Annotated in this window: 25 protein-coding genes; 12 read left to right on the top strand and 13 right to left on the bottom strand. The window is 69.7% G+C overall.

The features are described from left to right. Positions 1-111 precede the first annotated feature (111 nt). Positions 112-2,415, bottom strand: coding sequence for a sigma-70 family RNA polymerase sigma factor (locus ACZ6Z4_RS30795; protein ID WP_465572099.1), 2,304 nt, complete (start codon positions 2,413-2,415; stop codon positions 112-114). Between the two features lie 213 nt (positions 2,416-2,628). Here ACZ6Z4_RS30795 and ACZ6Z4_RS30800 point away from each other — a divergent pair, with 213 nt between their 5' ends. From ACZ6Z4_RS30800 to rsrA, 5 genes are all read left to right on the top strand, one after another. After that, positions 2,629-3,435, top strand: a complete 807-nt coding sequence (locus tag ACZ6Z4_RS30800; RefSeq protein ID WP_465572101.1) for a hypothetical protein — start codon at positions 2,629-2,631, stop codon at positions 3,433-3,435. 142 nt (positions 3,436-3,577) lie between these two features. After that, positions 3,578-4,387, top strand: coding sequence for an SOS response-associated peptidase (locus ACZ6Z4_RS30805; RefSeq protein WP_465572104.1), 810 nt, complete (start codon positions 3,578-3,580; stop codon positions 4,385-4,387). Positions 4,388-4,435: 48 nt separating this feature from the next. Then, on the top strand, positions 4,436-5,068 hold the full coding sequence (locus tag ACZ6Z4_RS30810) for an alpha/beta hydrolase family protein (RefSeq protein ID WP_465572107.1): 633 nt from the start codon (positions 4,436-4,438) through the stop codon (positions 5,066-5,068). Positions 5,069-5,179: 111 nt separating this feature from the next. Beyond that, a complete protein-coding gene (locus tag ACZ6Z4_RS30815; RefSeq protein WP_465572110.1) occupies positions 5,180-5,794 on the top strand; it encodes a sigma-70 family RNA polymerase sigma factor in 615 nt (204 codons plus the stop codon). Then, a complete protein-coding gene (gene rsrA / locus ACZ6Z4_RS30820; protein WP_184796691.1) occupies positions 5,791-6,063 on the top strand; it encodes a mycothiol system anti-sigma-R factor in 273 nt (90 codons plus the stop codon). The genes ACZ6Z4_RS30815 and rsrA overlap by 4 nt, the downstream gene beginning before the upstream one ends. Before the next feature lie 72 nt (positions 6,064-6,135). Here rsrA and ACZ6Z4_RS30825 read toward each other — a convergent pair whose 3' ends face one another. Next, positions 6,136-8,673, bottom strand: coding sequence for a helix-turn-helix domain-containing protein (locus tag ACZ6Z4_RS30825; protein WP_465572117.1), 2,538 nt, complete (start codon positions 8,671-8,673; stop codon positions 6,136-6,138). 293 nt (positions 8,674-8,966) lie between these two features. Next, on the bottom strand, positions 8,967-9,041 hold the full coding sequence (locus ACZ6Z4_RS30830; protein WP_369759046.1) for a 50S ribosomal protein bL37: 75 nt from the start codon (positions 9,039-9,041) through the stop codon (positions 8,967-8,969). 257 nt (positions 9,042-9,298) lie between these two features. Between ACZ6Z4_RS30830 and ACZ6Z4_RS30835 the strand changes: the two genes are divergently transcribed. Beyond that, a complete protein-coding gene (locus tag ACZ6Z4_RS30835) occupies positions 9,299-10,654 on the top strand; it encodes an HD-GYP domain-containing protein (RefSeq protein WP_465572123.1) in 1,356 nt (451 codons plus the stop codon). Beyond that, positions 10,654-11,928 (top strand): HD-GYP domain-containing protein, encoded by a 1,275-nt coding sequence (locus tag ACZ6Z4_RS30840; RefSeq protein ID WP_465572126.1) that lies wholly within the window; start codon positions 10,654-10,656, stop codon positions 11,926-11,928. Before ACZ6Z4_RS30835 ends, ACZ6Z4_RS30840 begins: the two co-directional genes overlap by 1 nt. Here the strand turns inward: ACZ6Z4_RS30840 and ACZ6Z4_RS30845 are convergent. From ACZ6Z4_RS30845 to ACZ6Z4_RS30855, 3 genes are all read right to left on the bottom strand, one after another. Continuing rightward, a complete protein-coding gene (locus ACZ6Z4_RS30845; RefSeq protein ID WP_465572129.1) occupies positions 11,890-12,471 on the bottom strand; it encodes a DUF5317 family protein in 582 nt (193 codons plus the stop codon). The two genes, ACZ6Z4_RS30840 and ACZ6Z4_RS30845, sit on opposite strands and share 39 nt — an antisense overlap. A 129-nt stretch (positions 12,472-12,600) precedes the next feature. Next, complete coding sequence (gene mctP, locus ACZ6Z4_RS30850; RefSeq protein ID WP_465572132.1) at positions 12,601-14,250, bottom strand: monocarboxylate uptake permease MctP; 1,650 nt, start codon at positions 14,248-14,250, stop codon at positions 12,601-12,603. Next, entirely contained in the window at positions 14,247-14,510 is a 264-nt protein-coding gene (locus ACZ6Z4_RS30855) for a DUF3311 domain-containing protein (protein WP_465572135.1), read from the bottom strand. Before ACZ6Z4_RS30855 ends, mctP begins: the two co-directional genes overlap by 4 nt. An 85-nt stretch (positions 14,511-14,595) precedes the next feature. On the opposite strand from ACZ6Z4_RS30855, the gene ACZ6Z4_RS30860 reads away from it, so the two are divergent. Continuing rightward, a complete protein-coding gene (locus ACZ6Z4_RS30860; protein WP_465572138.1) occupies positions 14,596-15,657 on the top strand; it encodes an endonuclease/exonuclease/phosphatase family protein in 1,062 nt (353 codons plus the stop codon). A 160-nt stretch (positions 15,658-15,817) separates the two neighbouring features. Here ACZ6Z4_RS30860 and ACZ6Z4_RS30865 read toward each other — a convergent pair whose 3' ends face one another. Next, on the bottom strand, positions 15,818-16,726 hold the full coding sequence (locus ACZ6Z4_RS30865; protein ID WP_363664905.1) for a DUF2785 domain-containing protein: 909 nt from the start codon (positions 16,724-16,726) through the stop codon (positions 15,818-15,820). A 97-nt stretch (positions 16,727-16,823) separates the two neighbouring features. Between ACZ6Z4_RS30865 and ACZ6Z4_RS30870 the strand changes: the two genes are divergently transcribed. Then, positions 16,824-18,299, top strand: a complete 1,476-nt coding sequence (locus ACZ6Z4_RS30870; RefSeq protein ID WP_465572145.1) for a sensor histidine kinase — start codon at positions 16,824-16,826, stop codon at positions 18,297-18,299. A 454-nt stretch (positions 18,300-18,753) separates the two neighbouring features. Here ACZ6Z4_RS30870 and ACZ6Z4_RS30875 read toward each other — a convergent pair whose 3' ends face one another. After that, positions 18,754-19,005: a WhiB family transcriptional regulator gene (locus ACZ6Z4_RS30875; protein WP_012922773.1), complete on the bottom strand. Its 252-nt coding sequence runs from the start codon at positions 19,003-19,005 to the stop codon at positions 18,754-18,756. A 500-nt stretch (positions 19,006-19,505) separates the two neighbouring features. Between ACZ6Z4_RS30875 and ACZ6Z4_RS30880 the strand changes: the two genes are divergently transcribed. Then, complete coding sequence (locus tag ACZ6Z4_RS30880) at positions 19,506-19,916, top strand: hypothetical protein (protein ID WP_465572152.1); 411 nt, start codon at positions 19,506-19,508, stop codon at positions 19,914-19,916. 5 nt (positions 19,917-19,921) lie between these two features. On the opposite strand, the gene ACZ6Z4_RS30885 is transcribed toward ACZ6Z4_RS30880, so the two are convergent. Together ACZ6Z4_RS30885 and ACZ6Z4_RS30890 are read right to left on the bottom strand one after the other, a co-directional pair. Continuing rightward, positions 19,922-20,719: an RNA polymerase sigma factor SigF gene (locus ACZ6Z4_RS30885; protein WP_465572155.1), complete on the bottom strand. Its 798-nt coding sequence runs from the start codon at positions 20,717-20,719 to the stop codon at positions 19,922-19,924. Then, positions 20,716-21,108, bottom strand: a complete 393-nt coding sequence (locus ACZ6Z4_RS30890; protein ID WP_465572158.1) for an ATP-binding protein — start codon at positions 21,106-21,108, stop codon at positions 20,716-20,718. The genes ACZ6Z4_RS30885 and ACZ6Z4_RS30890 overlap by 4 nt, the downstream gene beginning before the upstream one ends. A 198-nt stretch (positions 21,109-21,306) precedes the next feature. On the opposite strand from ACZ6Z4_RS30890, the gene ACZ6Z4_RS30895 reads away from it, so the two are divergent. Continuing rightward, the gene (locus tag ACZ6Z4_RS30895; protein ID WP_465572161.1) at positions 21,307-22,776 is read left to right on the top strand and encodes a Gfo/Idh/MocA family protein; all 1,470 of its coding nucleotides are present in this window, start codon (positions 21,307-21,309) and stop codon (positions 22,774-22,776) included. Between the two features lie 45 nt (positions 22,777-22,821). Next, positions 22,822-23,373 carry a hypothetical protein gene (locus tag ACZ6Z4_RS30900; RefSeq protein ID WP_465572164.1) on the top strand — a complete coding sequence of 184 codons (552 nt, stop codon included), beginning with the start codon at positions 22,822-22,824 and terminating at the stop codon, positions 23,371-23,373. 55 nt (positions 23,374-23,428) lie between these two features. On the opposite strand, the gene ACZ6Z4_RS30905 is transcribed toward ACZ6Z4_RS30900, so the two are convergent. The 3 genes from ACZ6Z4_RS30905 to ACZ6Z4_RS30915 are packed head-to-tail and all read right to left on the bottom strand — an operon-like array spanning position 23,429 to position 25,844. After that, on the bottom strand, positions 23,429-24,181 hold the full coding sequence (locus tag ACZ6Z4_RS30905) for an amino acid ABC transporter ATP-binding protein (RefSeq protein WP_363664897.1): 753 nt from the start codon (positions 24,179-24,181) through the stop codon (positions 23,429-23,431). Then, a complete protein-coding gene (locus ACZ6Z4_RS30910; RefSeq protein ID WP_465572169.1) occupies positions 24,181-25,002 on the bottom strand; it encodes an amino acid ABC transporter permease in 822 nt (273 codons plus the stop codon). The genes ACZ6Z4_RS30905 and ACZ6Z4_RS30910 overlap by 1 nt, the downstream gene beginning before the upstream one ends. Next, positions 24,999-25,844 carry an ABC transporter substrate-binding protein gene (locus ACZ6Z4_RS30915; protein WP_465572172.1) on the bottom strand — a complete coding sequence of 282 codons (846 nt, stop codon included), beginning with the start codon at positions 25,842-25,844 and terminating at the stop codon, positions 24,999-25,001. The genes ACZ6Z4_RS30910 and ACZ6Z4_RS30915 overlap by 4 nt, the downstream gene beginning before the upstream one ends. Between the last annotated feature and the right edge of the window lie 7 nt (positions 25,845-25,851).

The raw sequence follows: 25,851 nt of genomic DNA on the forward strand, positions 1-25,851 counted from the left end.
GCCTTCGCAGCTACCGGCGACTCTCTCCAGCACAGGTGTCCGGCGCTACTCGGTTCCGTCAGCGCGAACATCCACCAGCCTAGGGCGCACCAGGCACAGCGCCAAACCTGTTCAGCGCTTGCCGTGCCCGGTCGGCGGGATCTGCGCCGTGTCAGTGTCGTACCGGCCCGGGGTGGTCGCCTTGACGGTGATCTGGTTCTTCACGCCGCCGCCGGGCCAGGCGGCCCACTCGGTGTTCAGCGCCTTGGTGTAGTTGTCCGTGGAGCAGGTGGCCTGCCGGACGTCGGTCGAGCGCGAGCAAGTCCAGCCCTTGGCGATGTAGGTGACCAGGCTGACGTTCCGGCCCCAGGTGATGTCCAGCGTGACCGGACCGGTCGTCCCGCTCAGGTCGAGGAACCTGTTGTAGACGAACGGGTTCGGGTCGTTGTGCGGGTCCGGGGTGAGGATGCGCAGCAGCGACTCGTCCATCCGGACCGGTGCCAGCGTCTCGGAGTCGGTGTCGTGCAGCAGACCGGCCGTCGCCGTCACCGTGTACGTCCGGGCCGCAACAGAGCCACCGGCCGGTACGGCGAAGTCGGCGGGCAGCGGAGCCGGCTTGGTCGGCGTCGTCGACGTACAGGTCCTGGCGGCCTGGTTGCACTTCCAGCCGGCCGGGCTGGCGGCCAGCGGCCATTCCAGCGAGGCGCCGTACGTCAGCTTGAGCGTGACGCCGGTCCGGTCGGTGCCGGGGGCCACGGTGATCGTGCGGAAGTAGCGGTCCGGGTCGGTCTTGCGGACGGCCAGCTTCAGCAGGTTCTCGTCGAGGCGCGGGGGAGCGGTCAGCGTCGCGGAGTCGTCGTCGTACAGGCGACCGGACTTGCCGGAGACGGTGAACGTGCGGTCGGCGACCGAGCCGCCGGTGGGCTCGGTGAACGTCATCGGGAGCACCGGCGGCGCCGCCGGATCGACAGCCGTGCAGCTGCCGCTCTTGCCGTCGGCGGCCTTGGTGCAGGTCCAGCCCGCCGGGCTCCCGGTCAGCGGCCACTGCAGGGCGTTGCCGTACTTGATGCCGATGACCACAGGGTTCGTGTTGTTCGCCGGGACCTTGATGGCCACGGTGGCGCGCAGCCCGGCCTCCCGCTCGGCGCCGCTGCGCGCCCACGGCCCGTACGCCGCTGGGCTGCCGCCACCCAACGCCGCGCCGCCGCGCGCCGGGCCGCCCGTCGACGGGCTACCGCCGCCGGTGGGCAGGCTGATCGTCAGCAGGCCCTCGTCGAGGATCGGTGTGGTCGGCGACGGCGGTGTCGGCACCGGGGTCGTCGGGGCGCTGGTGGGTGCGCTCGTCGGCGCAGTGGTCGGCTCTGCCTGAGTCGGCTCGGGCTGGCTCGGCTCCGGTTGCGTCGGCTGGGTGGCCGGCGGCTTCTGCGTCGGCGGCTTCGCTGACGGCGGCACCGGTGGTGGCGGGGGCGCCTGCGTGGGCTGCTGCGACGGCGGCTGGTCGATCGCTGCCGGAGGCGCCTCGCCACCGGTCAGCGCGAGCGCGGCCATCACCGCTGCCGCCACGACCACGACAGCTCCGCCGGCGCTGAGCGCCGTACGGGTGCTGTTCTCGGTGGCCTTCTGCCACCCGGTGACGAAGAAGCCGACCAGCCCGACCTTCACGCCGGAAGCAGCGGCCAGGTAGCCAAGGCCCGCCGTGCCCAGCAGGGCCGGAGCGAGCAGCGCCGGCAGCGCGCTGTTGACCTCGACCAGCTCGAGGTAGACCGCGGTGCACTTGGCGCACTCGTCCAGGTGCTCGCGGACGTTCCGGTTCTCGCGCTTGGTCAGGCCGCCACGGACGTAGGCGCCCAGGCGCTCGGTGGTCCAGCGGCAGCGGTCTCCGGCGACGTCGGCCAGGTGCTGCTGCAGGTACGCCTGCCGGAGGCCCTCACGAGCCCGGTACGCCAGGGCGGAGACGCCGTTGGCGGTCAGGCCGAGCAGGGGAGCGATCGCCGCGGGCTTCTCGCCCTCGACCTCGGTGTGCCACAGCACGGCCTGCCAGCGCTCCGGCAGCGAGGCGAACGCCTTCGCCGCCGCGCCGCTCTCGAAACCGGTCACCGTCGGGTCGTCGAACCCCTGCGGTTCCCGCTCGTACGCCGCGATGTCGTCGGTCGAGGTGACCTTGCGCCCGGCCCGGATCCGGTCCACGTGCACCCGGCGGACGGTCGTCAGCAGGTAGGCGCGGAAGGAGACGTCCGGGCCGCCGCCGTTGCGCAGGGCATCGAGCACCTTCGCGAACGCGTCACTGGCCAGGTCGTCGGCGTCGTTGGCCGGGACCAGCTGCCGGGCCATCCGCTCGGCGGCCTGGTGGTGCCGGGCGAACAGCTCGCCGTACGCCTCGAGGTCGCCCGAACGCACGCGCGCGATCAGCTCCGCGTCGCTCGGCACTTCCTCCATCGAGGCTCTCCCCCTGCTGTCATCGAGTCGTCACAGTCTGTCACAAGTTGCCGAGGACAAGACTCCTCTGATTGACGACCGCGGCCAGTCAGAGGTTACGGAAAAAAATCTCTGAAATCTGCGTCATGAACCCGTCATCACGCTGTCTCTCCCTCAGAACGACGCTTCCGGCCACCTGGTCGGGAGGCTGAAAGGGCTGCGTGAAGGAGGGTCATGTCGCTGTACGCGGACATCCGCCGGCGGTTCGACTCGCTGCGCGGCCCGAACCTGGCGGGGTCGCTCGCCCGGGACCGGCCGGAAGCGTCGTCAGCAGCGCAACCGTGCGGAAGGAGGGAGCCGCACGGCACAGCTGGTTTCGACCGGAGTGCCTACCTCGCGATCGCCGAGGCGCTCCAGGACGGAGCCGACGTCGTGCCTGCGAGTGACGAGGTCGGCCGCCAGCTGGCGGCCGACGGAGTCTCGCTGCTCGAGGCACTTGATGGACTGAGTGCGTTGTACCGCTCGATCGCCGGGGGCGAGCCGGCTTTCGCCGCGGTACGCGCACTCAGTTCCAGCTGGGCCGAAGCGTCACTCATCTACCTGCACTCGCTGAGTTGCGAGGACCCGCTGACCGGGCTGTCCAGCCTGGCCCACCTGCGGTCCCGGCTCGGCGAGATCTACCGGGAGGCCGATCTCCGTGGAACTTCCGTACCGGCGACCCACGCACTGGTGGTGGTCGAGCCGCTCAACCCGCCCGGCACCACGCCGTTCGACCGCGAGCTCCGGCTCGTCGACGTCGCGGAGTGCCTCCGGATCGTGTTCGCGGGCGGTGACGTACTGGGTCGCCTCGGCTCACACCGCGCGGCGGCGCTCGTCGATCGCGAGCCGAACCTGCCGGACCAGGTCGCGACGGTCCGAGCCCTGATCACCCAGTGGCGGCTCGACACCGACGAGCCGCAGCTGGCCCGGATCTGGATCGAGGGACTGCCGGCCTCCGACGCGATGGCCGTGCGGCTGCTGGACGAACTGACCCGGCGCTAGAGCTTGCGCCCGGACGTCTACAGGGGGATGCCCGGGCGCGACAAGCAGGCGGTGGATCGCCGATCACGGGGTCGGCGATCCACCGCCGCTGTGCGTTGCGTCGTACGGCGAACTGTCGGTGGCTGTCGCTAGGCTGATCTGCATGTGTGGCCGTTACGCGAGCAGCCGGGACCCCTCCGACCTGGTGGTCGAGTTCGAGATCGCCGCGGGCAACGTGAAGGAGTCCGTGCAGGAGCTGCCGGACAACTACAACGTCGCGCCGACCGACCCGGTGATCGCCGTGGTCGAGCGGAAGAACCGTGAGCAGCCCGACCAGGTGGTCCGCAAGCTGACCACGGTCAAGTGGGGCCTGGTCCCGTCCTGGGCCAAGGACACCTCGATCGGCAGCCGGCTGATCAACGCCCGGATGGAGACGGTCGCCGAGAAGCCCGCCTTCAAGAAGGCGTTCGCGACCCGGCGCTGCCTGCTGCCCGCCGACGGGTACTACGAGTGGTACGAGACCGAGCAGAAGAAGAACGGCAAGCCGGTCAAGCAGCCGTACTTCATCCGTCCCGCGGACGGCGGCGTCCTGGCGATGGCCGGGCTGTACGAGATCTGGCGCGACAAGTCGGTCGCCGACGCCGACTCCGACGCCGCCTGGCTGTGGACGTGCACTGTGTTGACCACGTCGGCCACCGACGACCTCGGCCAGATCCACGACCGGATGCCGCTGCTGGTCGAGAAGGACCGGTACGACGCCTGGCTCGACCCGCTGTCCTCCGATCCCGACGACCTGCTGGAGCTGCTGGTCCCGGCGGCCCCCGGCCGGCTCGAGGCGTACGCCGTGTCGAAGGCGGTCAGCTCGGTGAAGAACAACGGCCCGCACCTGGTCGACCCGCTGCCCCCGGACGGCGAGGACCCGGCGGACAAGCCTGGCCCGCCGACCCAGGCCGAGGACAATCCGCTGTTCTGAGCTGTGTGGGTGACCGGTCAGCGGCCCTTCCAATGACAGGATGGGCCCGTGACCGACGAACGGATTGTGGCGACGCCGCACGGTGAGGCGCGGATCGTGGCGCACCGGGCCCGGCGGCCGGTGGCGACCTTGGCGCTCGGTCACGGCGCCGGGGGTGGCATCGAGGCCGGTGACCTGGCCGCGCTGGCGGCCCGGCTGCCGAAGCAGGACATCAACGTGTTCCTGATCGAGCAGCCCTGGCGGCGGGCCGGGCGCAAGCTCGCGCCGGCGCCGAAGATCCTCGACGAGGCCTGGGTCGCGATCATCGGCCAGCTCCGGATCCGGACGCCGCTGGTGCTCGGCGGCCGGTCGGCCGGGGCGCGAGTGGCCTGCCGTACGGCGACGGGGCTGGGGGCGTCCGGCGTACTGGCGCTGTCGTTCCCGCTGCACCCGCCGGGCAAGCCGGACAGGTCGCGGGTCGACGAGCTCCAGGCGGCGGGGCTGCCGACGCTGGTCGTCCAGGGGGAGAAGGACCCGTTCGGGACGCCCGAGGAGTTCCCGCCGCTGACCGAGATGGCCGTCGTACCGGACGCCGACCACAGCTTCAAGGTGCCGAAACGGGCCGAGCTGAGCCAGCAGGAGTCGTACGAAGTCCTGGTCGAAGCGGTCTTCGAATGGGTGTCGCGCGAAGTCTCCGGCTAGCGCCGGCCGGGCGGGAATGAGCCCGTCGCGGGGTGTGTTCTACCAGACATGACGGTTACGAGCCTGGACAGAGCACCGAGTTCTGGGGTCGCCCCGGTATTCTCGATAGTGATGCCGACATCGACGACCACCGAGACTCCCGAGCAGCGGACCGAGCGCTTCGAGCGCGAGGCGCTGCCTTTCCTCGACCAGATGTACGCCGCGGCGATGCGGATGACCCGTAATCCGTCCGACGCGGAGGACCTGGTCCAGGACACCTTCGCGAAGGCGTACAGCTCCTTCCACCAGTTCACGCCCGGGACCAACCTGAAGGCGTGGCTGTACCGGATCCTGACCAACACCTTCATCAACGGCTACCGCAAGCGACAGCGTCAGCCCACGCAGTCGCCGACCGAGGAGATCGAGGACTGGCAGCTCACCGCCGCCGAGTCGCACACTCCTGGCGGGCTGAAGTCGGCCGAGGCGGTCGCCCTCGAGCACCTGCCCGACTCCGACATCAAGTCGGCCCTGCAGTCGATCCCGGAGGACTTCCGGCTGGCGGTCTACCTGGCCGACGTCGAGGGCTTTGCCTACAAGGAGATCGCCGACATCATGGGGACTCCGGTCGGCACCGTGATGTCACGGCTGCACCGCGGCCGGCGCCAGCTGCGCGAGCTGCTGGCCGACTACGCCCGCGACCGCGGCCTGATCCCCGCGACCGACGCGAAGACCGAGGAGGAGTCGTGAGCTGCGGCGAGCACCACGACGTCGACTGCAGCGAGATCCTGCAGCGCGTGTACGTCTTCATCGACAACGAGCTCGAAGACGCCAGCAGCGACGAGATCCGCACCCACCTGGAAGAGTGCGCCCCCTGCCTCGACCAGTACGACCTCGAACGCTGCATCAAGAAACTCGTCCACCGCTCCTGCGGCGACGACCAGGCACCGGACGCGTTGCGGGCCAAGATCCTGCTGCGGCTGACCGAGGTCCGCGTCGAAACCACCACCACGGACTGACCTTCAGGCCCGCGCCGAAACGACGACGCCGGACTGACCTTCAGGTCTGCATCACCCCCGACCGCGCCACCCTCAGGGTGCCGCGGTCGCGGCGTCTCCGGGGACAGGGCGCGACTCGAGGTCGCGGGCGTTCCCGTGGACCGGCGGGCGACTCGGGTCAGCCGCCTCGACCGGTGCCGGCGGCTCGACCTCCCGGGGATCGGGGTGCTCGGCCAGCAACGTCAGCGCGACCGCGGCGTCGCCGGCCGAGTGTGAGTGCAGCAAGTCGGCTGCCTCGCGCCAGTGGTTGCGGGCAGCGGCGAGATCTCCGACTGTTTGCTCGACCTTGCCGAGCTCGATCAGCGCCTCGCCTTCACGCTGGCTGCTGTCGATCGCCCGGCCGAGCTCCGCGGCCCTCAGGGCGTGGTCGCGCGCCGTCGCCAGGTCACCCGTCACCCGGTACAGAGCAGCCAGCTCGTGGTGGCACTCGGACAGGCCGTTCTTGTCCTGGACCTGCTGGAACGTCGCGAGCGCCTCGGTCATGAACTCGATCGCCGGCCCGGGCAGCCCGGCCTTCCGGTAGGACTGGGCCGCGATCTGGTAGCGCCGCCCCAGCGAGCGCAGGTTCCCGGACATCTTGGCCAGCGCGATCGACCGGTTGAAGGCGCGTTCGGCCCGGACGGTGTCGCCCGCTCGGTTGTAGAGGTTGGCGAGCGCAACGTAGCTGATGCCTTCGACGGTCTGGTCGCCGATCTCCTGACTCAGTCGCAGCGCCTGCTCGGCCCGCTCCACCGCCTCGTCCAGCCGGCCGAGCCGCTCCAGGACGTGGCTGAGCGAGCTGGCGCACCGAGCCTGACCGGCCGCGTCGCCGATCGCGCGGAACATCTCCTGGCTCGCTCTCAGATGAACGAGCGCCTGCTCGAGCGCTCCGCGTTCGGCGTTCGGGATGGCCAGGTCGTGCTCCAGCCAGGCCGCGAGGTGCGGGTCGCTGCCGAGACGGTCCGCGAGGTCCCGCGCGACGGAGTAGAACAGCCGCATCTCGATCCACTTCGCATGCGTCTCCAGGAACCCGAACAACGCCAGCGTGAGCTCGGGGACGTAGTGCTGCAGCTCCGGTGTCCGGTGGGCCTGGTGGAGCGCTCCGGAGATGTTCGGCCACTCGGCCTCGACCAGCTGCAGATCGTCGATCCCCGCGCCGGCCTCCACGACAGCCGGAACCTGGACCGTCGCGGCCCGCATCCGGCCCTTGTGCGGATGGGTGAACTGCTGACTGCGCCAAGCGAGCTCGGTGTAGTAGGTCAGCACCCGAGCCAGCGCCTCGATCCGGGTCGGTTCGGTCAGCCGTCGTCCCGAACTCTCCCGGGCGTAGGCCTGGATCAGGTCGTGCATCCGGTAGTGGCCCGGCGCGGTCGACTCGAGCAGGTTGAGGTCGACCAGCCGCTCCAGCATCTCCTCGGTGTGCTGATCGCTCTCGCCGAGCAGGCTGGCGGCCGTGGTCGTGACGAGCTCGGTGCCGTCCGGGAGGCCCAGGAAGTCCAGCGCCTCGGCCGCCTGTCGCTCGACGAGCTGGTCGCTGCCGGCCAGGAACTCCACCGACGCCGCGATGTTCGACCGTACGCCGGTGTGGCCGGACCCGAGCTCGTCGAGCCGGCGGCGACCGTCCTGCAGCTGGTTCTTCACGTGCTCGACCGGCCAGCCCGGTCGCGCGGCCAGGCGGGCGCCGATCAAGCGCACCGCGAGCGGCAGCCGGCCGGTGAGGCGAGCGATCGCTTTCGCCGACGGCCCCTCGGCGGCGACCCGGGACTCCCCGGCGATCCGGCCCAGCAAAGCGACCGAGTCGGCCTCCGACAACGGGGACAGGCGGATCTGGCGGAAACCTGGGAGCGTCGTCAGGCTCCGGCGGCTGGTGACGATCACCGCGGCCCCCGGTGCCCCCGGCAACAGTGACCGGACCTGGGCGGCACCGGTCGCGTTGTCGAGCAGGACCAGGATCCGGAGCCCGGCCAGCCGCGAGCGGTACAGCGCCGCGGACTCCTCCACGCCGTCCGGGATCGACTGTCCGTCGACGCCGAGCGAGCGCAGCAGCTGGGCCAGGGCCTCGATCGGCCGGACGGGATCGCCTGGCCCGTAGCCGCGCAGATCGAGGTAGAGGTGGCCGTCGGGGTACAGGCCGGCGGTGAGGTGGGCGGCGTGCACCGCCAGCGACGTCTTGCCGACCCCGCCCATCCCGGTCACCGCGACCGTACGCACCGTGCCGATGGTGACGTCGTCGGTCAGAGCGGAGACCAGCGCCTCGACCTCGGCCGGACGGCCGGTGAAGTCGGCCAGCGTCGGCGGGAGCTGGCGAGGTGGCGGCACGGTGTCGCTGCTCGGCGGCCGGGCCGGCGTGACGGCCGGTTCGCGTGATCCCCGGGCCGCGTCGGTGAGCAGGGTCGCCGCGTCGGCATCGAGCCCGAGCGCTCCGGCGAGAGCCTGCAGAGTGCTGATCCGGGGACGCTTGCGGGTCCCGCGCTCCAGCAGGCTGACGGCCTGCTCGCTCAGCCCGGCCTTCTCGGCGAGCGCGCCCTGGGTGAGGCCGGCGGCGATCCGGAAGTCGCGCAGCAGCTCGCCGAGCGTGGTCTCGGGTGCCACGTCCGTCCACCTCCCCGTACGTCCGATGGTCCGCGGTATACAACCGCGATCGACAGACCCCACTGTAGGAGTCCGCACCGACGGTGCGCCGAGGTTGTCCACAGGCACGGAATCAGAACGGGAAGACTCGGACGCGACGACAAACAGCTGTTTGAATTATAGCGTTCAGTAGTCGCGGGCAGACGCTCCGAATACAAGACCTCTTTTATTGGTGGTCTTGTCGAAACATGTGACCAAATTGCAAAGACCCCGGAAATTGTCCCGGGGTCCTCGCTGTCCGTAGCTGCCTGAACTCAGGCGTTCGGGCGCTTACCGTGGTTCGCGCCCTTCTTCTTGCGTGCGCGGCGCTTGCGGCCGGTCTTGCCCATCTGAAGCCTCCTTGTAACAACTGCAAAGAGTCACAGTCTCTCATACCACACAGGTTCCCGAGCACGGTGCGGCGAGTCAGGCGCTGCCCTACAGTGTTTCGCGGCGCGCCTGATGAGCAAACTTATGACTAGTCAGCGATGTGCTGTCTGCCCCCTGTGCCCTGCTGGTTGCGGGGCCAAGACGCAAATTGCTGGTTGGAGGTGACTGGGCATGATCGGTAGTGACGGCTGGGAGTGGTGAAGGATAAGGTTCGCGAGTGAACAGCCGCTGGCCGCTCCGACTCACGGTGGCGTTCAGTGCTGGCGTCGCCGCCGTGGTGCTCGTGATCGCGCTGGTTCATGCCAGGCCGGACGTCCCGACGGTGACCTTGGGCCTTCTGCTGCTGGTCGGCGTGCTGCTCCGGTCCCGGGTCGGGCCGGTCCGAGCTTCGCTGGACTACGTTGTTCACATCGCTTTGTTCCTGCTGTCCGGTCCTGCCGCGGCCGTGGTGGTCTCGGTGTTGCTGCCGTTGACGCAGGATCGTCGGCTCCCGCTGATGCGACGGGTGTTCAACGGCGCGCAGGCTGTGCTCTGCGCGACCGCTGCCGCCGGTGTCTACGTCGGGATGGGCGGGGTCCGCAAAGCTGAGGTGCTGGAGTCACCTGGGCGTGCGCTGATCGCGGCGACGGCCGCGATCATCGCCTGGCTGGCGGCGAACGCGCTGCTGATGTGCTTGGTGCTCTGGCTCGATCACGGCGCGACGTCGCCGCTCACCTTCCTGCGGAAGGTCGCCGCGCCCACGGTGCTTCCCCTGACGGGGTACGGGTTGCTCGGGGTGCTGCTCGCGGTGGTCTGGATCGGCGGGCTCGGCGTCGGCGCGATCCTGCTGGTCGTCGTACCGCTGCTGGTCGCGCGCTGGACCCTGTCGCTGTACCAGGCCGAGCGGGACGCCCAGGCCGCGACGATGCGGGCGTTCATCCAGGTCATCGAGACCAAGGACCTCTACACCCGTGGCCACTCCGAACGGGTCAGCACCGGCGTCGGCATGCTCGGCCGGCATCTCAAGCTCGGCGAGGACCGGCAGCAGGCCCTCGAGCACGCCGGGCTGCTGCACGACGTCGGCAAGGTCGGCGTACCGACCAGGATCATCCAGAAGCCCGGCCGGCTGGAGGACTTCGAGATGGACGCGATCCGGCTCCACCCCGCGCGGGGTGTCGAGCTGATCGGCAGCATCCCCTTCCTGGAGGAAGTGAAGTCGGCCGTGCTGCACCACCACGAGAAGTACGACGGCACCGGGTACCCGGCCGGCCTGAGCGGCGAGAACATCCCGTACTTCGCCCGGATCATCGGCATCGTCGACGCGTTCGACAGCCTGACCTCGACCCGCTCGTACCGGCCCGCGCGCAGCATCGAGGAGACCCTCGAGATCCTGCACGCCGACCGGTTCTCGCACTTCGACCCGCACCTGGTCGCGGACTTCATCCAGGTGATCCGGACCGAGGGCTGGATGGCGGCCGCCGCCGACCAGCCCGCGCCGGACGGCACCGTCAAGGCCGGGATCGACCACGACGACCTCAGCCTGGGCACCAGCGGTGGCGCCTCCGGCTCGGCCGCGGGACCGACGGAGTCGTGATGACCGATCCCGAGACGAGCGTCCCACGGCTGGTCGGCAGCGGCTTCGTGATCCTGCTGGCCGGCGCGGTCCTCGGTGTCTCCGCGCTGGGTGTGACGATTCGCAACGGCATCACCGAATGGCAGTACGCGCTGGCGTTCGGTGTCCTGATCGCGGTCGGCGAGATGGTCCAGTTCCGGGTCGACAGCAGCCGGAACCGCGCGCCGATCGCCACCAGCGCCGCCCTCGGGTACGCGCTGCTCCGGCCGCCGGAGGTCGGTCTTCCCCCGGACGTCGCGCAGGTGGTGGCGGTGACCGGGCTGGCCACGCTGGCCGGCGTCGTACCGCGGATGTTCGTGGGCCTGCGCTGGGATCTCGCGGTGTCCTGCCGCCGGGTCCTCTCGGTGGCCTGCGCGGCGGCGGTGTTCACGGCCGTCGTACCAGGGGATCTGTACTGGAGCGGCTCCGCGACTCATGCGGTCGCGCTGACCGGGGCGATGCTGCTCGGCGTTCTGGCGGCCGCGACCGTCGACGCGCTGATCGGTGCGGGGCAGGCGACCGAGACCCTCAACCAGCCCTTTCCCTCGGCGCTGCGCGACGAGGTCGTGATGGCCGCGCGGATCGGGATGGCGATGGGCATCAGCGCGATCCTGCTGGCGATCGGGACCTCGCTGATCGGGCTGTGGGGTCTGCCGCTCGTGGTTGTCCCGCTGCTGCTGACGCAGTTCGCGTTCCGCCGTTTCGCCTCCGCGCGGCGGACCTACCGTGCGACGGTCCGGTCGATGGCCCGCAGTACCGAGATCGCCGGTTTCAGCAGCCCCGGCCAGAACGCCAGGACGGCCAGTGTCGCGGTGGCGATCGGCAACGACCTCGGGCTGCGTCCCGACCGGATGGAAGCCCTCGAGTACGCCGCCCTGCTGTCCGGTGTCGGTCAGCTCGCGCTCGCCGATCCCAGCCCGGGCGGCGCGTCGCTGCTGCGGAACCGCGCCGAGCGCCAGCAGGCGGCGGAGATCGGGGCCTCGGTGATCGAGCGGTCCGGCGTCCTGGATCACGTCGCCGAGATCGTGCGGCACTCCAGCGACCCTTACCGGCAAGGCCGGGCGAACAACTCGCAGATCCCCGTCGAGAGCGGGATCGTCAACGTCGCCTTGGCTTACGAGCAGCTGGTCGGCGAGGGGTCGGGGCAGTCGCCGGAGAAGGCGATGGAGTCGATCGGGCTGGGGATCGGGGCGGAGTACGACCCGGTGGTGGTGGAGTCACTGCGCCGGGTGGTCGGGCGCGGGTTCCGCTTCTAGTTCGGCCCACGAAGGGGCACGGTCGGCCGGGACGCGGCCGGTGCCGCCGAGGCCGGCGTACAGGAGGAGGCCGGCGCCGGCGGCGATCAGGACGTCGCCGGGGCTGACGGCCTGGCCGAGCCAGGGGAGGGCGACCGGTACGACGTCGCCGAGCCAGGGGAGCAGGGTCCGCGCGTCGGCGAGCTCGTGGCGAGGGTCGACGACGAAGGTCGTCAGGCCTGCCTGGCCGAGCGCTTCGCGGGAGACCGGCATCGCACCGTTCAGTACGACGACCAGCGCGTTCGCCGTGAAGCCCAGCGCCAGCAGGGCGACGCCGGGGTGGCGCAGGTTCTGGCGCAGGAAGACCGCGATGCAGACGGCCGAGCCGATGAGGCCGACCGGGTACGCGATGCCGCCGGTGACCGAGCCGAGGAGCTGGCCGGTGGCTGCTGCGGCCAGCCAGTGCAGGCCGGCCAGGCTGCTGTCGGCCAGGCGAACGAGCCGGCCGCCGGTGAGCAACGCCGCTCCCGCGGCCAGCACCATGACGAGCAGGACCAGCAGCACCCTCGCGATTCTGCCCCGCCGGTTGCCCGGATCCGGGCAACATGACACTCCTGAGCGTGTCGACATAACCGCAAAGCGTGACGGGCGGTCCCTCCGAGGAGGAACCGCCCGCCGGAAAAGCCAACCAGGTCAGGGTTTCGCGGTCGCGCCACCCTCGTCGAGCAGCTCGTCCAGGTCCTTCACGCCCGGGTCCCCGGCGTCGGCCGTGTAGTCGGTGCGGTGCGTCGAGTCGGTGCCCTCGGCCACCTTCAGCGCCCGCAGGACGACCGTCAGCACGAGCACGACGACCAGGTTCAGCCCGAACGCCGTCAGGCCGATGTAGACCTTGGTGTCGGTGAACGGGATCATCGCCAGCGAACCGCCGAAGTGCTTGCCGGTCGCCGGGTTCACCACGTTGTACGCCGTGATGGTGCCCCAGACCATGCCGACCGCCCAGCCGGCCAGCAGCGCCCACCGGTGGAACCACCGGGTGAACAGGCCGACCACGATCGCCGGGAAGGTCTGCAGGATCCAGATCCCGCCGAGCAGCTGCAGGTTCAGCGAGATCGTCTTGTCCATCCCGAGCACGAACACCAGCGCGCCGAACTTCACCAGCAGCGAGGCGAGCTTGGAGACCTTGGCCTCCTGGGCCGGTGTCGCGTCCGGCTTCAGGAAGTCGCGGTAGATGTTGCGGGTGAACAGGTTCGCCGCCGCGATCGACATGATCGCCGCCGGCACCAGCGCACCGACCGCGATCGCCGCGAACGCGATCCCGGCGAACCAGGCCGGGAACTCCTGGTCGAACAGCCGCGGGATCGCCAGCTGCGGGTTGGCCAGGCCGTCCAGGCCCTTGATGTCGACGTTCGCCTTGATCGCCATGAAGCCGAGCAGCGCGAGCAGGCCGAGCAGCAGCGAGTACGCCGGCAGGATCGCGGCGTTGCGGCGTACGACGTTGCGGTTCTTCGTCGACAGCACCGCGGTCACCGAGTGCGGGTACATGAACAGGGCCATCGCCGAACCGAGCGCCAGCGTCCAGTACGACGAGTAGCCGGCCTCGCCCGGGATGAACGCGCCGATCGGCTGCCCGGTGGTCGGCGACGGCGTCTGCATCTTGGTCTGGGCGGCGTCGAAGATGCTGTCCCAGCCGCCGAGCTGGCCCGGCAGGTAGAGGATCGCGGCGCCGATCACCAGGTAGATCAGGCCGTCCTTGACGAACGCGATCATCGCCGGCGCCCGCAGGCCCGAGGAGTACGTGTACGCCGCCAGCACCGCGAACGCGATCAGCAGCGGCAGGTCCTTGGCCAGCAGGTTGTCGCCGCCGAGGCCCATCACCTCGAAGACGGCCTGCATGCCGACCAGCTGCAGCGCGATGTAGGGCATCGTGGCCAGGATGCCGGTCACTGCCACCGCGAGCGACAGTCCCCGGCTTCCGTAGCGGCCACCGACGAAGTCGGCCGGGGTCACGTAGCCGTTGCGGTGCGAGACCGACCACAACCGGGACATGAACACGAAGATGATCGGGTAAACCACGATCGTGTAGGGCACCGCGAAGAAGCCGCTGATCGCACCCGTCGCGTACATCGCGGCAGGCACCGCGACGAACGTGTACGCCGTGTAGAGGTCGCCACCGAGCAGGAACCAGGTGATGAAGGTGCCGAAGCCCCGCCCACCCAGGCCCCACTCGTCCAGGCTGTCCAGCTCACCGGTCTTGCGCCAGCGGGCCGCCATGAACCCCATCACGGTGACCGCGACGAAGATCACCACGACGATGATCAGCTGGACCCAGTCGACGTGCTTCACCGGTCGCCCTCCTTGACCGCGCCCAGACCCTCGGCGGCGCGTCGTTTCTTTTCCTCACCGGTCACCAGCCAGTACGCGATGCTCACCGTGATCGCGGAGATGAACACCCAGAGCAGCTGGTACCAGTAGAAGAACGGAAAACCCCACAACCGGGGTTCGTCCTTGGCATAGGTGGAGACCAGGAGAGGAACCACGACTGAGGCCGCCAGCAGAACGCCGGCGATCCAGTACGCGGGTCTCACCGCGGACAGCTTGGACACAGCAACCTCCTCGGGGACACAGGCTGGCGCAACGGTGAACGCTACCGTTCGCTGATGGAACGCGACTAGACGTAGGGGGACACTGATGGACAACGAAACCGCCTGGCGGGTCCGCAGCGTCGTGCTGTCCACCCTGTTCCTGCTGGTCGTTGCCGTACCGCTCTATCCCGAGCTGTTCGGGCTGGACGAGGTGACGCCGTTCCCGCAGCTGGTCGCCTTCCGTCCGCAGCTGCTCGGGCTGGTCCTCGTCCTGGCCCTCCTGATGCTCGTACGCCGAAGCTGGCGGCTCGCGTCGGCCCTGGTCGTGCTGCTGGTGCTGACCGGTGCCGCGCTGACCGCGCCGCGGGCGATCTCCGACCCGAAGCCGCCCGAACCGGGATCACGGGCGCTCACCGTGATGGTCGCGAACGTGCTCGGCGGCGGCGCCGACCCGGAGGAGGTCGGCAAGCTGATCCGCTCCCAGCGGCCCGACCTGGTGTCGTTGCCCGAGGCACAGGTCGACGTCCGCGAGCAGATCCAGCAGCAGCTCGACGGGCTCGGTTACCACGGGTACACGGTGCAGGCGAACGCCGCACCGGAGAGCGCGACCAGCGTGCTGGTGGCGAGCTCGCTCGGCAAGGTCGCCTTCACCGCCGACACCCTCGACCCCGGCCGGGTGAACGCCGTGGTGCCGAACGGTGCCGCGCCCGAGGGCAAGCCGGCGCTCGACAAGGCGGGCGTCGTGCAGCAGACGACGACCCGGTTCGGGCACATCGTCGTCACCGGCGGGACGCTCGGCAAGCTGCGGCTGATCGCCTACCACGGCTACCCGCCGCTGCCGTCCGAGATGAGCACCTGGAAGCAGGACCTCGTCGTACTGCGGAAGTGGTGCTCGTCCGACGCACCGACGATCGTCGCCGGGGACTTCAACGCGACCACCGACCACGCGGACTTCCGGGACGCGCTCGGCAAGAACTGCCGCAGCGTCGGCCCGGCCGTGGGGGAGGGACTGCAGGGGACCTGGCCCGCCGACCGGCCGGTGTTCGCGCGGACGCAGATCGACCACGTCGTGGCCGGCGTCGGGGTGGAGCCGAGCCGGTTCAAGACGTACGAGATCGACGGCACCGACCACCGCGCGGTGATCGCGACGGTCGCCGTACTCCGCTAGTGCCCCGCGTCGGAAGTTCTGTTGCGCTACCGGCGCCCAGGCACGCACCTCGCGGCAGCGGAGGAACGGCCACGATGGAAAACATCGAGGCCGCCCCTCCGCCACCGCGAGGCACGCACCTGGACACCGCTATCGCTAACACAACTTCCGACGCGGGGCACTAACTGCTGCTCGGCGCCGGCCGGTAGATGTACGGCTGCGAGGCGCGGACCGCCTCGGTGACCATCAGCAGCAGGTCCGCGCGAGACTCGATCGGGCGGCCGAACAGGTCGTCGTCGCCCGGGATCGGGAAGCCCTTCACGCCGATCGCGAGCTGACTGAGCAGCACGTGCAGCACGCCGCGGGCGTTGAACACGTTCGGCGTCGGCCACTCCGGCAGCGTCTCGTGCATCATCGGCTGCTGCGCCGCCGTCGCCGCGACCGGCTTCAGCCAGCGCTCCAGTTCGTCGCTGGTCAGCATGTTGCGGTGCAGGATCGTCATCACCGCGTGCGCGACCCGGTCGTGCTCCTCGTGCACCCAGCGGTACTGGGTGTCCTTGACGATCCGGTCGGCCAGTACGTCGAGCAGCGCGCGCAGGACGCCGGCGTCGCAGTGCCGGGAACGCGCCAGCGCGCCGATCGCGTCGGCTCCGTGCGCCACCGTGTGTGCCCAGCCCGAGTCCGGGACGAAGCCGCGCAGGTCCCGCTCACGCAGCAGCCAGGTCGCCAGCCGGTCGCCCCAGCGCATCACGACCTCGTCGTGGACCAGGAACTCCGCGTTGTCGCGGTGGATCACCTCGGCCAGCGTCAGCGCCGTGAACGAGCGCCGGAACACCGTGTCGGTGCCGTCCTCGCCGAGCCCGTAGTTCAGCCCGGCGCAGAGCCCGTCACCGAAACCGGGCAGCAGGTCGTCGTACACGCCACGCTCGAGCCAGGTGGCCAGCGTAGGGTACGCGAGGGCGTCGCGGATCTGCGGGTTCGTACTGGCCAGGCCCCGGACCAGCTCCTCGGTGAGGTCGCTCAGCCCACGGTCGTGCGGGACCGCATAGTCCGCGGCCATCACGTCCTGCCAGTACGACGTCGACTCCACCAAAACATCCTTTCACTCGAACCGTGGTTCGGCACAGATCAATCAACACCCAATGCGCGAATCTGTCGAGCCGGGTGCTACGACTACGCTCAGGTGGGTGCCCTCCCTGAGCGACGTGGCCCGTAACCACACCACCCTGGACTCCGCCGACCTCGACCGGCTGCAGCTGCTGGTCTCGGACTGGCAGATGCTCGCCGACCTGTCCTTCGCGGACCTGGTGCTCTGGCTGCCCGACACCGAGGGCCTCGGCTTCTGGGCCGGTGCGCAGATGCGGCCGACCACCGGGCCGACGGCGTACCTGGACGACATCGTCGGCAGCTTCATCCCGCGCGACCGGCGGCCGCTGCTCGACCAGGCCTACGACGGCGGCCGGATCTGCCGCGAAGGCGACCCCGAGTGGCGCGACGACGTCCCGGTGCGGGTCGAGACGATCCCGGTCCGGCGCGGCGACCGGGTGATCGCGGTGATCGCCCGCAACACCAACCTGCTCGGCGTCCGGACGCCGTCCCGGCTCGAGATCGCCTACCTGCAGAGCGCGACCGACCTGGCCCGGATGATCACCGACGGCATCTTCCCGTACGGCGGGGAGCGGCTGCTGTCCACCACGCCCCGGGTCGGGGACGGGTGCATCCGGGTCGATCGGCACGGAATGGTGACGTTCGCCAGCCCCAATGCGTTGTCGGCGTACCGGCGGATGGGACTCGTCACCGATCTGGTCGGGAGCCGGCTCAAGGACGTGACCGGGGAGCTGCTGCACACCGGGCACAAGGTCGACGACGTGCTCGCGTCGGTGCTGACCGGGCGGGCCGCCAAGGAGCTCGAGATCGAGAACGCGGACGCGACGCTGTTCCTGCGCGCGATCCCGCTGCGGGCCGCCGGCGAGCATGTGGGTGCGCTGATCCTGCTCCGGGACGTGACCGAGCTGCGGAGCCGGGAGCGGGAGCTGGTCACCAAGGAGGCGACCATCCGGGAGATTCACCATCGTGTGAAGAACAACTTGCAGACCGTCGCCGCGTTACTCCGGATGCAGGGACGGCGGATCACGGTGCCGGAGGGACAGGCGGCGCTGGCGGAGGCTGTGCGGCGGGTGGGGTCCATTGCGATCGTGCACGAGACGTTGTCGGAGTCGTTCGACGAGCACGTCGACTTCGACGATGTGGCTGATCGGGTGGCGGCGATGGTGGCTGATGTGTCGACTGTCGCTACGGCGGTGTCGATCCGGCGGGCGGGGTCTTTTGGGGTGCTCGACTCCGAAGTGGCGACTCCGCTGGCGATGGTGCTGACGGAGTTGATGCAGAACTCGGTTGAGCATGCTTTCGGGTTGCGTGAGGGGGAGGAAGTCACGGGGACGATCGAGCTCGAGGCGAATCGGTCGGTGGGGCGGTTGCATGTGGTCATCACGGACGACGGCAAGGGGTTGCCGGAGGGGTTCGACTCGGAGACCTCGGGGAATCTCGGGTTGTCGATCGTGCGGACGCTGGTGCTGGGGGAGCTGGACGGGACGCTCGAGTTCCACGGTCGACGCGGTGGACCGGGGACGACTGTGGTGCTGGATCTGCCGATCAAAGACTGAGGCGGCGGAGGGACCGGCTGGGGTTGGGGTTGCTTGTACGGCGTCCGCCGGGGCCGGGGTTGCTTGTCGGCTGAGCGGCTGGGGTTGGCGTACGTAGGGCGGGTGCGGGTGGTTCCAGCCTCGCGGCGCCGGCTGCGGGTTGGCGGTTGGGTGCGGGTAGGTGCCACCTGTGTCCTTCTCGCCTGCTTCCGCCGACTGTCAGGTACAGGCACGCTGTTGGGCGAGAAGTCAGCAGGCGTCACCTTGGGGTGGGTCTTTGCCCTCGTCACCTTTGGCTTCGGGGGTGGGCGGTGGTGGTTGCTGTTGTTTTGTCTGTTCGTTGGTTGTGAACAACCGTGGGGGACTTCAACTGTTGGTGGTGACCCATGGTTCTTCGCAGCCAGCGTGGGGGCCTGGGGCAACGGGGAAATCAAAAGGCCCCGCGGATCCCGCGGGGCCCCATCGTGTTGCTGCGTCAGGCGGTGCGGATGCGGGCCCGGGCGTTGCGGCGCTTCAGCGCACGACGCTCGTCCTCGCTCAGGCCGCCCCAGACACCGTGGTCCTGGCCGGCTTCCAGTGCCCAGGCCAGGCACTGCTCACGCACGTCGCAACGGCGGCACACCTGCTTGGCCTCCTCGATCTGCATGATCGCGGGCCCGGTGTTGCCGATGGGGAAGAACAGTTCCGGGTCCTCATCGAGGCAAACGGCCCGGTGGCGCCAATCCATGGCGAATCCCATCTCTCTCGGTAGTCGAATTACGCTGAAGGCTGGTCTGTGCCCGATCAGCGTGGAAGTAATCGCACGGGGGTGGTGCGAAGCGTTGTGAACGTTTTCACGAACGACACCATGTTCCCAATCTCGCGCTGGCGAAACAAGGGTTATGGACTTGTCGATCCGATCACAACGCTTCCTTTACGTTCCGAACCGGTGCAGAGCGGACCGCCCCGTCCGTTATCCGAACGCGGGGCCTGAGCTGCGATCACCCGTTCACTGCAAGTAACCGATCGAACAGCCTCGGGGTTACGCAAAACCTGGAATCCCTGTGGGGAAAGGCTCTCCGACCCTTCGCCGCACCTGGGGCAGGGGTGGGCCCAGGTACGTCGTGCCCAGCGCCGGACCGCTCCTCACAGCGGTCCGCCGGGGCTTCGAGTTGCCCAGCGACGGACGTTCCGTCGTACTGGCAGGCACACCAGTACGCCCGAACCTCCGCCGCGTAGGCTTGCGGTGTGCCGACCGATTCCTCCACAGCCGCACCGCGTCCGCTCAAGTTAGCCGCGGCTGTGGTCGCTGCGGAAGGGCTCGTGGTCGCCGTTCTCGGATTTGCCGAAGCGTTAACGCTCGACTCCGGACGGTTGGGGCTCGGCCTGACCACCACGGTGTTCCTGATCGCGTACGGGGGCGGCCTGCTGCTGATCGCCCGCGGGCTGTTCCGCGCGTCGACGTGGAGCCGCGGCCCGGCGGTCTTCACCCAGCTGATCCAGGTCCTGATGGCCTACAGCTTCTGGGGCGGCTCGACCCGCCCGGTCTCGGTCGTCCTGGCACTGGCGGCGGTCGGTGTACTGCTCGCGATCTTCCAGAAGGCCTCCACCGAGGCCCTCAAGGACGACCCGGCCCGCGACCACCCGCCAGTGCTCTAGAACTCCTATTCCTTGAGCAAGCCTGCCCTCAGCTCGGTCAGCGTCCGGGCGAGCAGCCGCGACACGTGCATCTGCGAGATGCCGATCTCCTCGGCGATCTGCGACTGGGTCATGCCCCGGAAGAACCGCAGCGTCAGGATCCGCTTCTCGCGGGTGTCGAGCTGGGCCAGCAGCGGCTTCAGGGACTCCCGGTACTCGACGCTCTCCAGCGCCTCGTCCTCGCCGCCGAGCCCGTCCAGCACCGTCGTCGCATCGGCCTCGTTCTGGTCCGGCGCGTCCAGCGACAGCGTGTTGTACGCGTTCGCCGACTCCAGCCCTTCGATCACCAGGTCCGGCGCCAGCTCCAGCCGCGTCGACAGCTCCGCGACCGTGGGCGCCCGGCCGAGCTCCTGGGTCAGCTCCGCGGTCGCCGCGGTCAGCGACAGCCGCAGCTCCTGCAGCCGGCGCGGCACCCGGATCGCCCAGCCCTTGTCGCGGAAGTAGCGCTTGATCTCGCCGAGGATCGTCGGGGTCGCGTACGTCGAGAACTCGACGCCGCGCTCCAGGTCGAACCGGTCGACGGCCTTGATCAGCCCGATCGTCGCGACCTGCACCAGGTCGTCGTACGGTTCACCGCGGTTGCGGAACCGGCGGGCCAGGTGCTCGACCAGCGGCATGTGCAGGGCGACCAGGCCGTCGCGGGCCAGGGTGTGCGCGGGGTCGCCGGCCGGCGCGGCCCCGAGGGCGGCGAACAGCTCGGCGGTCCGGGTGCGCAGGTCGGTGCTGGGTTCCTGGGGTTCGCCCAGGGATCGCTCGTCGGTCACGCCTTCTCCGCGGCGGTGGCGGTCGCCGTCACGGTGATGGTCAGCCGGCCGTCGACGGTCTCCGCGGCGGCCGACTCCACCAGCGCGGTCAGCACGGTCCACCCGAACGAGTCGGTGTCCGGCATCCACCCGGCCGGCACGACGGCCGACGTCCGGACGGTGATCTGTGGCGGGTCGATCGCGAAGACGCACTCCAGCTCGCCGTCGGTGGCCTGCGGGAGCAGCAGCGAGCAGGCCTCGTCGACGGCGATCCGCAGGTCGTCGATCGCGTCGACGGTGAAGTCGTTGCGGGCGGCGAGGTTCCCGACCACCGAGCGCGGTACGGCGATGTAGGCGCTGTCGGCCGGGATGCTGAGGCGGACCTCGGCGGCCTGTCCGGTGTTGCTCACTGCTGCCTCCCTGGCGGGCTGATCTCTGGGCGGGTCGGCCCACACCGCGTACATCTTCCCCGCTGCGGCCCGGCAATGCACAACCGCCCCCGATCGATCTGGGTTGCCCTGACATATTGCGCGTAGATGTCGAGCATGCTGGGATACCGAGCAATATCACGCACTTCTTCTCGCCCCGCCCGACGACAGGAGTTCACCGTGGATCCCACCAGCTCACGCCGGACCGTGCTTGGCGCCGGAGTCGCCGGCGTCCTGGCCGCCGCCGGCGCCGCCGGACCGGCCGCCGCCTCCGGCGCCTTCGGCGCATCGGCCGCCGCCAACGCATCCGGTACGACGGCCGGCCAGTCCACCCGGGCCGCCGCCGCCGAGCGCCGGTCCAACCAGCGCTCGATGGTCGACGTCCCCTTCGCCGAGCACGAGACGGTCCGGATCGGCCTGATCGGTCTCGGCAACCGCGGCGCCGGCATGCTGACCGGCTGGGCGGCCGTGCCCGGCGCGGTCGTCACCGCCGTCTGCGACATCCGCGCCGACCGGGCCAAAGCGGCCGGTGACAAGCTCGTCCAGCTCGGCAAACCGCGCCCGACCGAGTACGGCGGCTCGGCGTCGGCGTACAAGGATCTGGTCCGCAGCAGCGACGTGGACCTCGTCTACATCGCCACGCCCTGGGAGTTCCACTACGAGCAGGGCAAGGCCGCGCTGCTCGGCGGCAAGCACGTCGGGGTCGAGCTGCCGATCGCGACCGAGCTCAAGCAGCTCTGGGACCTGGTCGACACCTCCGAGCGGACCCGCCGGCACCTGTGGCTGATGGAGAACTGCAGCTACGGCCGCAACGAGCTCGCGATGCTGAAGATGGCCCACGAGGGCCTTTTCGGTGAGATCACCAACGGGCACGGCGGCTACCTGCACGACCTGCGGGAGCTGCTGTTCAGCGACACCTACTACACCGACGCGTGGCGGCGGAAGTGGCACACCCGCAGTACGGCGAGCTTCTACGCGATGCACGGCCTGGCCCCGATCGCGGCGGCGATGGACATCAACCGCGGCGACCGGATGACCACGCTGCGCGCCACCGCGACCGCGCCGCGCGGCCTGGCCGACTACCGCGAGCGCAACATCCCGCGCTCGCACCCGTCCTGGAACGAGACGTACGTCAACGGCGACCTGGTCACCTGTCTGATCGACACCGCCAAGGGACGGGTGATCCGGGCCGAGCACGACGTCAGCTCGCCGCGCCCGTACAGCCGGATCAACAGCCTGGCCGGCAGCCGCGGCATCTTCGAGGACTACGTCCCGGTCGGCAGCACCGGCGGCCGGGTGTACCTGGAGCCCGACCACGGCGGCCACAGCTGGCGCGACTTCGCGCCGTACCGGCAGGAGTTCGACCACTGGCTGTGGAAGAAGATCGGCGACGACGCCGAGAACAACGGCGGCCACGGCGGGATGGACTACGTGCTCCAGTGGCGGATCGTGCAGCAGATGCGCGCCGGCCTGGTGCCCGACATCGACGTGTACGACTCGGCCGCCTGGTGCGCACCGGTGCCACTGAGCGTGGAGTCCCTGAAGCGCGACGGACGCCCGGTCAACGTACCGGACTTCACCCGCGGCCGCTGGTCGGAGCTACGGCTCGGGCTGGACTCCCGCGAGACCGACATGCCCCCGGTCGGCTGAGCACGAAAGGACGAGGACGATAAAGCCAAGCTGTCCGGTACGCCGTTGCCGAACCTCGCGGCGGCCTTCAACAACGTCGGGGTCACCAACGAATCCACCCCGGCGCCCGGCGACTTCGACGGCGAGGGCAACAGCTTCGCGGCGCAGCGCCTGGCGGCGGCCGGGGTGACGCCAGGCTCGACCGTGAGCGCGCTCGGCGCGACGCTGACGTGGCCGGACGCCCAGCTGGGCACGAAGGACAACGCGGCCGGCGGCGGTCAGACCGTCCAGTTCGCGGGCCAAGGGCAACGACTCGTGCTGCTCGGCTCCGGCTCCAGCCAGGCCGCGGTCGGCACGGTGACGATCTGGTACGCCGACGGTACGTCGTCCACCGGCTCGTTCGGGTTCCCCAACTGGTCGTTCCAGGACGCCGGCGCGCACGGCGCGACCCAGGTGATCGGCGTGCCCGGCCGCAACACCCCGGGCGGCTACGCCAACGCGGAGTACCAGTACCGCGTGTTCGCCAACTCGGTTCCGCTCGACCCGGCCAAGACCGTTGAGCTGATCACGCTGCCGTCGACCGGCAGCCTGCACGTGTTCGCGGCGGCCGTCGCCTGAACGTACGAACGGCCGGTCCCCTGGGCAGGGGACCGGCCGTTCGTCGTACGAGGAACTACGTCGGCTCGACGTGGGTCGGGTTCAGCACCCGGCGCAGGAAGTCCTGCGTGCGGGGCTGCTGCGGGTTGCCGATCACGTCGCCGGGTGGGCCCTGCTCGACGATCACGCCGCCGTCCATGAACACCACGCGGTCGGCCACCTCGCGGGCGAAGGCCATCTCGTGGGTGACCACCAGCATCGTCATCCCGTCCAGGGCGAGCTTGCGCATCACCGTCAGGACGTCGCCGACCAGCTCCGGGTCGAGCGCCGAGGTCGGCTCGTCGAACAGCATCAGGGCCGGGTCCATCGACAGCGCCCGCGCGATCGCGACCCGCTGCTGCTGACCGCCGGACAGCTGCGCCGGGTAGGCCGTCACCTTGTCGTCCAGGCCGACCCGGGACAGGTTGGCCCGGGCGATCTGGTCGGCCTCGGACGCCTTGCGCTTCAGCACGGTCGTCTGCGCGACCGTGCAGTTGGCCAGCACCGACAGGTGCGGGAACAGGTTGAACTGCTGGAACACCATCCCGATCTGCTGCCGGGCGGCGTCCAGGTGGCAGTCCCGGTCGGTGATGTCCTCACCGCGGACGATCACCTGACCCTCCTGCGGGACCTCGAGCAGGTTGACGCAGCGCAGCAGCGTCGACTTGCCCGAGCCCGACGGGCCGATCACGCAGACCACTTCACCCTGCTCGACGGTGAAGTCGATCCCGCGCAGGACGTGGTTGCTGCCGAAGGACTTGTGCAGGTTCTTGATCTCGACCAGTGCCATCAGCGGGCCCTCGCAGCCTTGGCTTCGAGCCGGCGGACCAGGATGCCCAGCGGCAGTGTGATGACCAGGTAGCAGAAGCCGCACGTGACCAGCGGGGTCAGGTTGGAGTACGTGTTGGCCAGGTCGCGGCCGAACCCGGTCAGCTCGAACGCCGAGGCGCTGGTCCCGATGATGAACACCAGCGACGAGTCCTTGACCAGCAGGATCAGGTCGTTGGTCAGCGGCGGCAGCACGATCCGGAACGCCTGCGGCAGCACGATCTTCCGGGTCGCGAGGCCGGCCGGCATGCCGAGTGACCGGGCCGCCTCCAGCTGCCCCTTCGGGACCGCCTGGATACCGGCCCGGATCACCTCGGCCATGTATGCCGCGGCGACGATGCCGAGCGCGAGCCAGACCACGCCGTACGGGTCGAACGGGATGGTCATCCCCTCGAAGGCCAGCGGCAGCAGGCTGAACGCGATGAACACCACGATCGCCGGCAGACCCCGGAAGAACTCGATGTACGCCGTCGCGATCCACCGGTACGGGCCGACGCTGGACAGCCGCATCAGCGCCAGCAGCGTGCCGCCGAGCAGACCGATCACGAACGCGCCGGCGGTGTACTCCAGCGTCTTCACCAGCGCGGTCAGCAGACCGTCGGCGAAGGCCGACTTGATGTACTCGGGCTTGAAGAAGACGCTGGCGATCTGGCCCCAGTCCGCGGAGAACGCCGCGACCAGGACCAGCACCACCAGGACGGCGTACTGGATGTAGCGGGAGCGCTGAGCCCGCTGCCGCGGACTCAGGCCCTTACGGACGACCGTGTCGTTGGGCGCGCTCACTTCTTCGGCTCAACCCCGAACCACTTCTTGTAGATCTCGTTGTACTTGCCGTCGGTCTGGGCGGTCTTCAGCAGCGCGTTGAACTTCTCCACCAGCTTCGGGCCGCTGCCGTCCTTGAGCGCGCCGAAGCCGTACTGCTCGCCGGTGTCGAACTCGGCCGCGACCGCGGTGTCCGGGTTCTCCTTGACGAAGTCGTACAGCACGCCGTTGTCGTTGATCCCGGCGTCGACGCGGCCGGACTTGACGTTGTTCTCCTGCAGTGCGAGGTCGTTGAACACGACCACCTCGAAGCCGATCTTCTTCGACTGCTCGGTGGCGAAGTCCTTACCGGTGGTGTCGGCCTGGACCCCGACCTTCTTGCCCTTCAGGTCCTCCAGCGACTTGTACGGCGCGTCCTTCTTCACCAGCAGCACCTGGGTGGCGTCCATGTACGGGTCGGTGATGCTGATCGCGGCCTTGCGCGAGTCGGTGATCGTCATCGCGCCCATGCCGACGTCGCACTTCTTGGCCTGGAACGCGGCGCCCGAGGTGACCTGGGCCCACTCGATGTTGACCACTTCCTGCTCCAGCCCGAGGTCCTGGGCCAGCAGGTCGAGCAGATCGACGTCGAACCCGACCACCTTGGTGCCGTCCTTGTACTGGAACGGCTTGTACGGCAGGTGCGTGCAGATGGTCAGCTTGCCCGGCTTGACCAGGGTGATCCCGGCGGCCGCGGCCTTGTCCTCGCTACCACCGCTGCCCGAGTCGTCGCTGCCACAGGCGGTGAGCGCGAGGGCGAGCGCGGCGACCGTGGCGGTGGCGGCCGCTGCACGACGTTTGCGGAGGGTGGAGACGATGTTCATCGCGAAT

The sequence above is a fragment of the Kribbella sp. NPDC104740 genome (genome assembly GCF_055583505.1).

Bases quoted from the DNA above. Each gene is read 5' to 3' on its own strand.
- ACZ6Z4_RS30905 (WP_363664897.1), bottom strand. From the start codon at position 24,181: ATGGCACTGGTCGAGATCAAGAACCTGCACAAGTCCTTCGGCAGCAAC.
- ACZ6Z4_RS30860 (WP_465572138.1), top strand. From the start codon at position 14,596: ATGGACAACGAAACCGCCTGGCGGGTCCGCAGCGTCGTGCTGTCCACC.
- ACZ6Z4_RS30800 (WP_465572101.1), top strand. From the start codon at position 2,629: ATGTCGCTGTACGCGGACATCCGCCGGCGGTTCGACTCGCTGCGCGGC.
- ACZ6Z4_RS30875 (WP_012922773.1), bottom strand. From the start codon at position 19,005: ATGGATTGGCGCCACCGGGCCGTTTGCCTCGATGAGGACCCGGAACTG.
- ACZ6Z4_RS30840 (WP_465572126.1), top strand. From the start codon at position 10,654: ATGACCGATCCCGAGACGAGCGTCCCACGGCTGGTCGGCAGCGGCTTC.
- ACZ6Z4_RS30795 (WP_465572099.1), bottom strand. From the start codon at position 2,415: ATGGAGGAAGTGCCGAGCGACGCGGAGCTGATCGCGCGCGTGCGTTCG.
- ACZ6Z4_RS30815 (WP_465572110.1), top strand. From the start codon at position 5,180: ATGCCGACATCGACGACCACCGAGACTCCCGAGCAGCGGACCGAGCGC.
- ACZ6Z4_RS30915 (WP_465572172.1), bottom strand. From the start codon at position 25,844: ATGAACATCGTCTCCACCCTCCGCAAACGTCGTGCAGCGGCCGCCACC.
- ACZ6Z4_RS30805 (WP_465572104.1), top strand. From the start codon at position 3,578: ATGTGTGGCCGTTACGCGAGCAGCCGGGACCCCTCCGACCTGGTGGTC.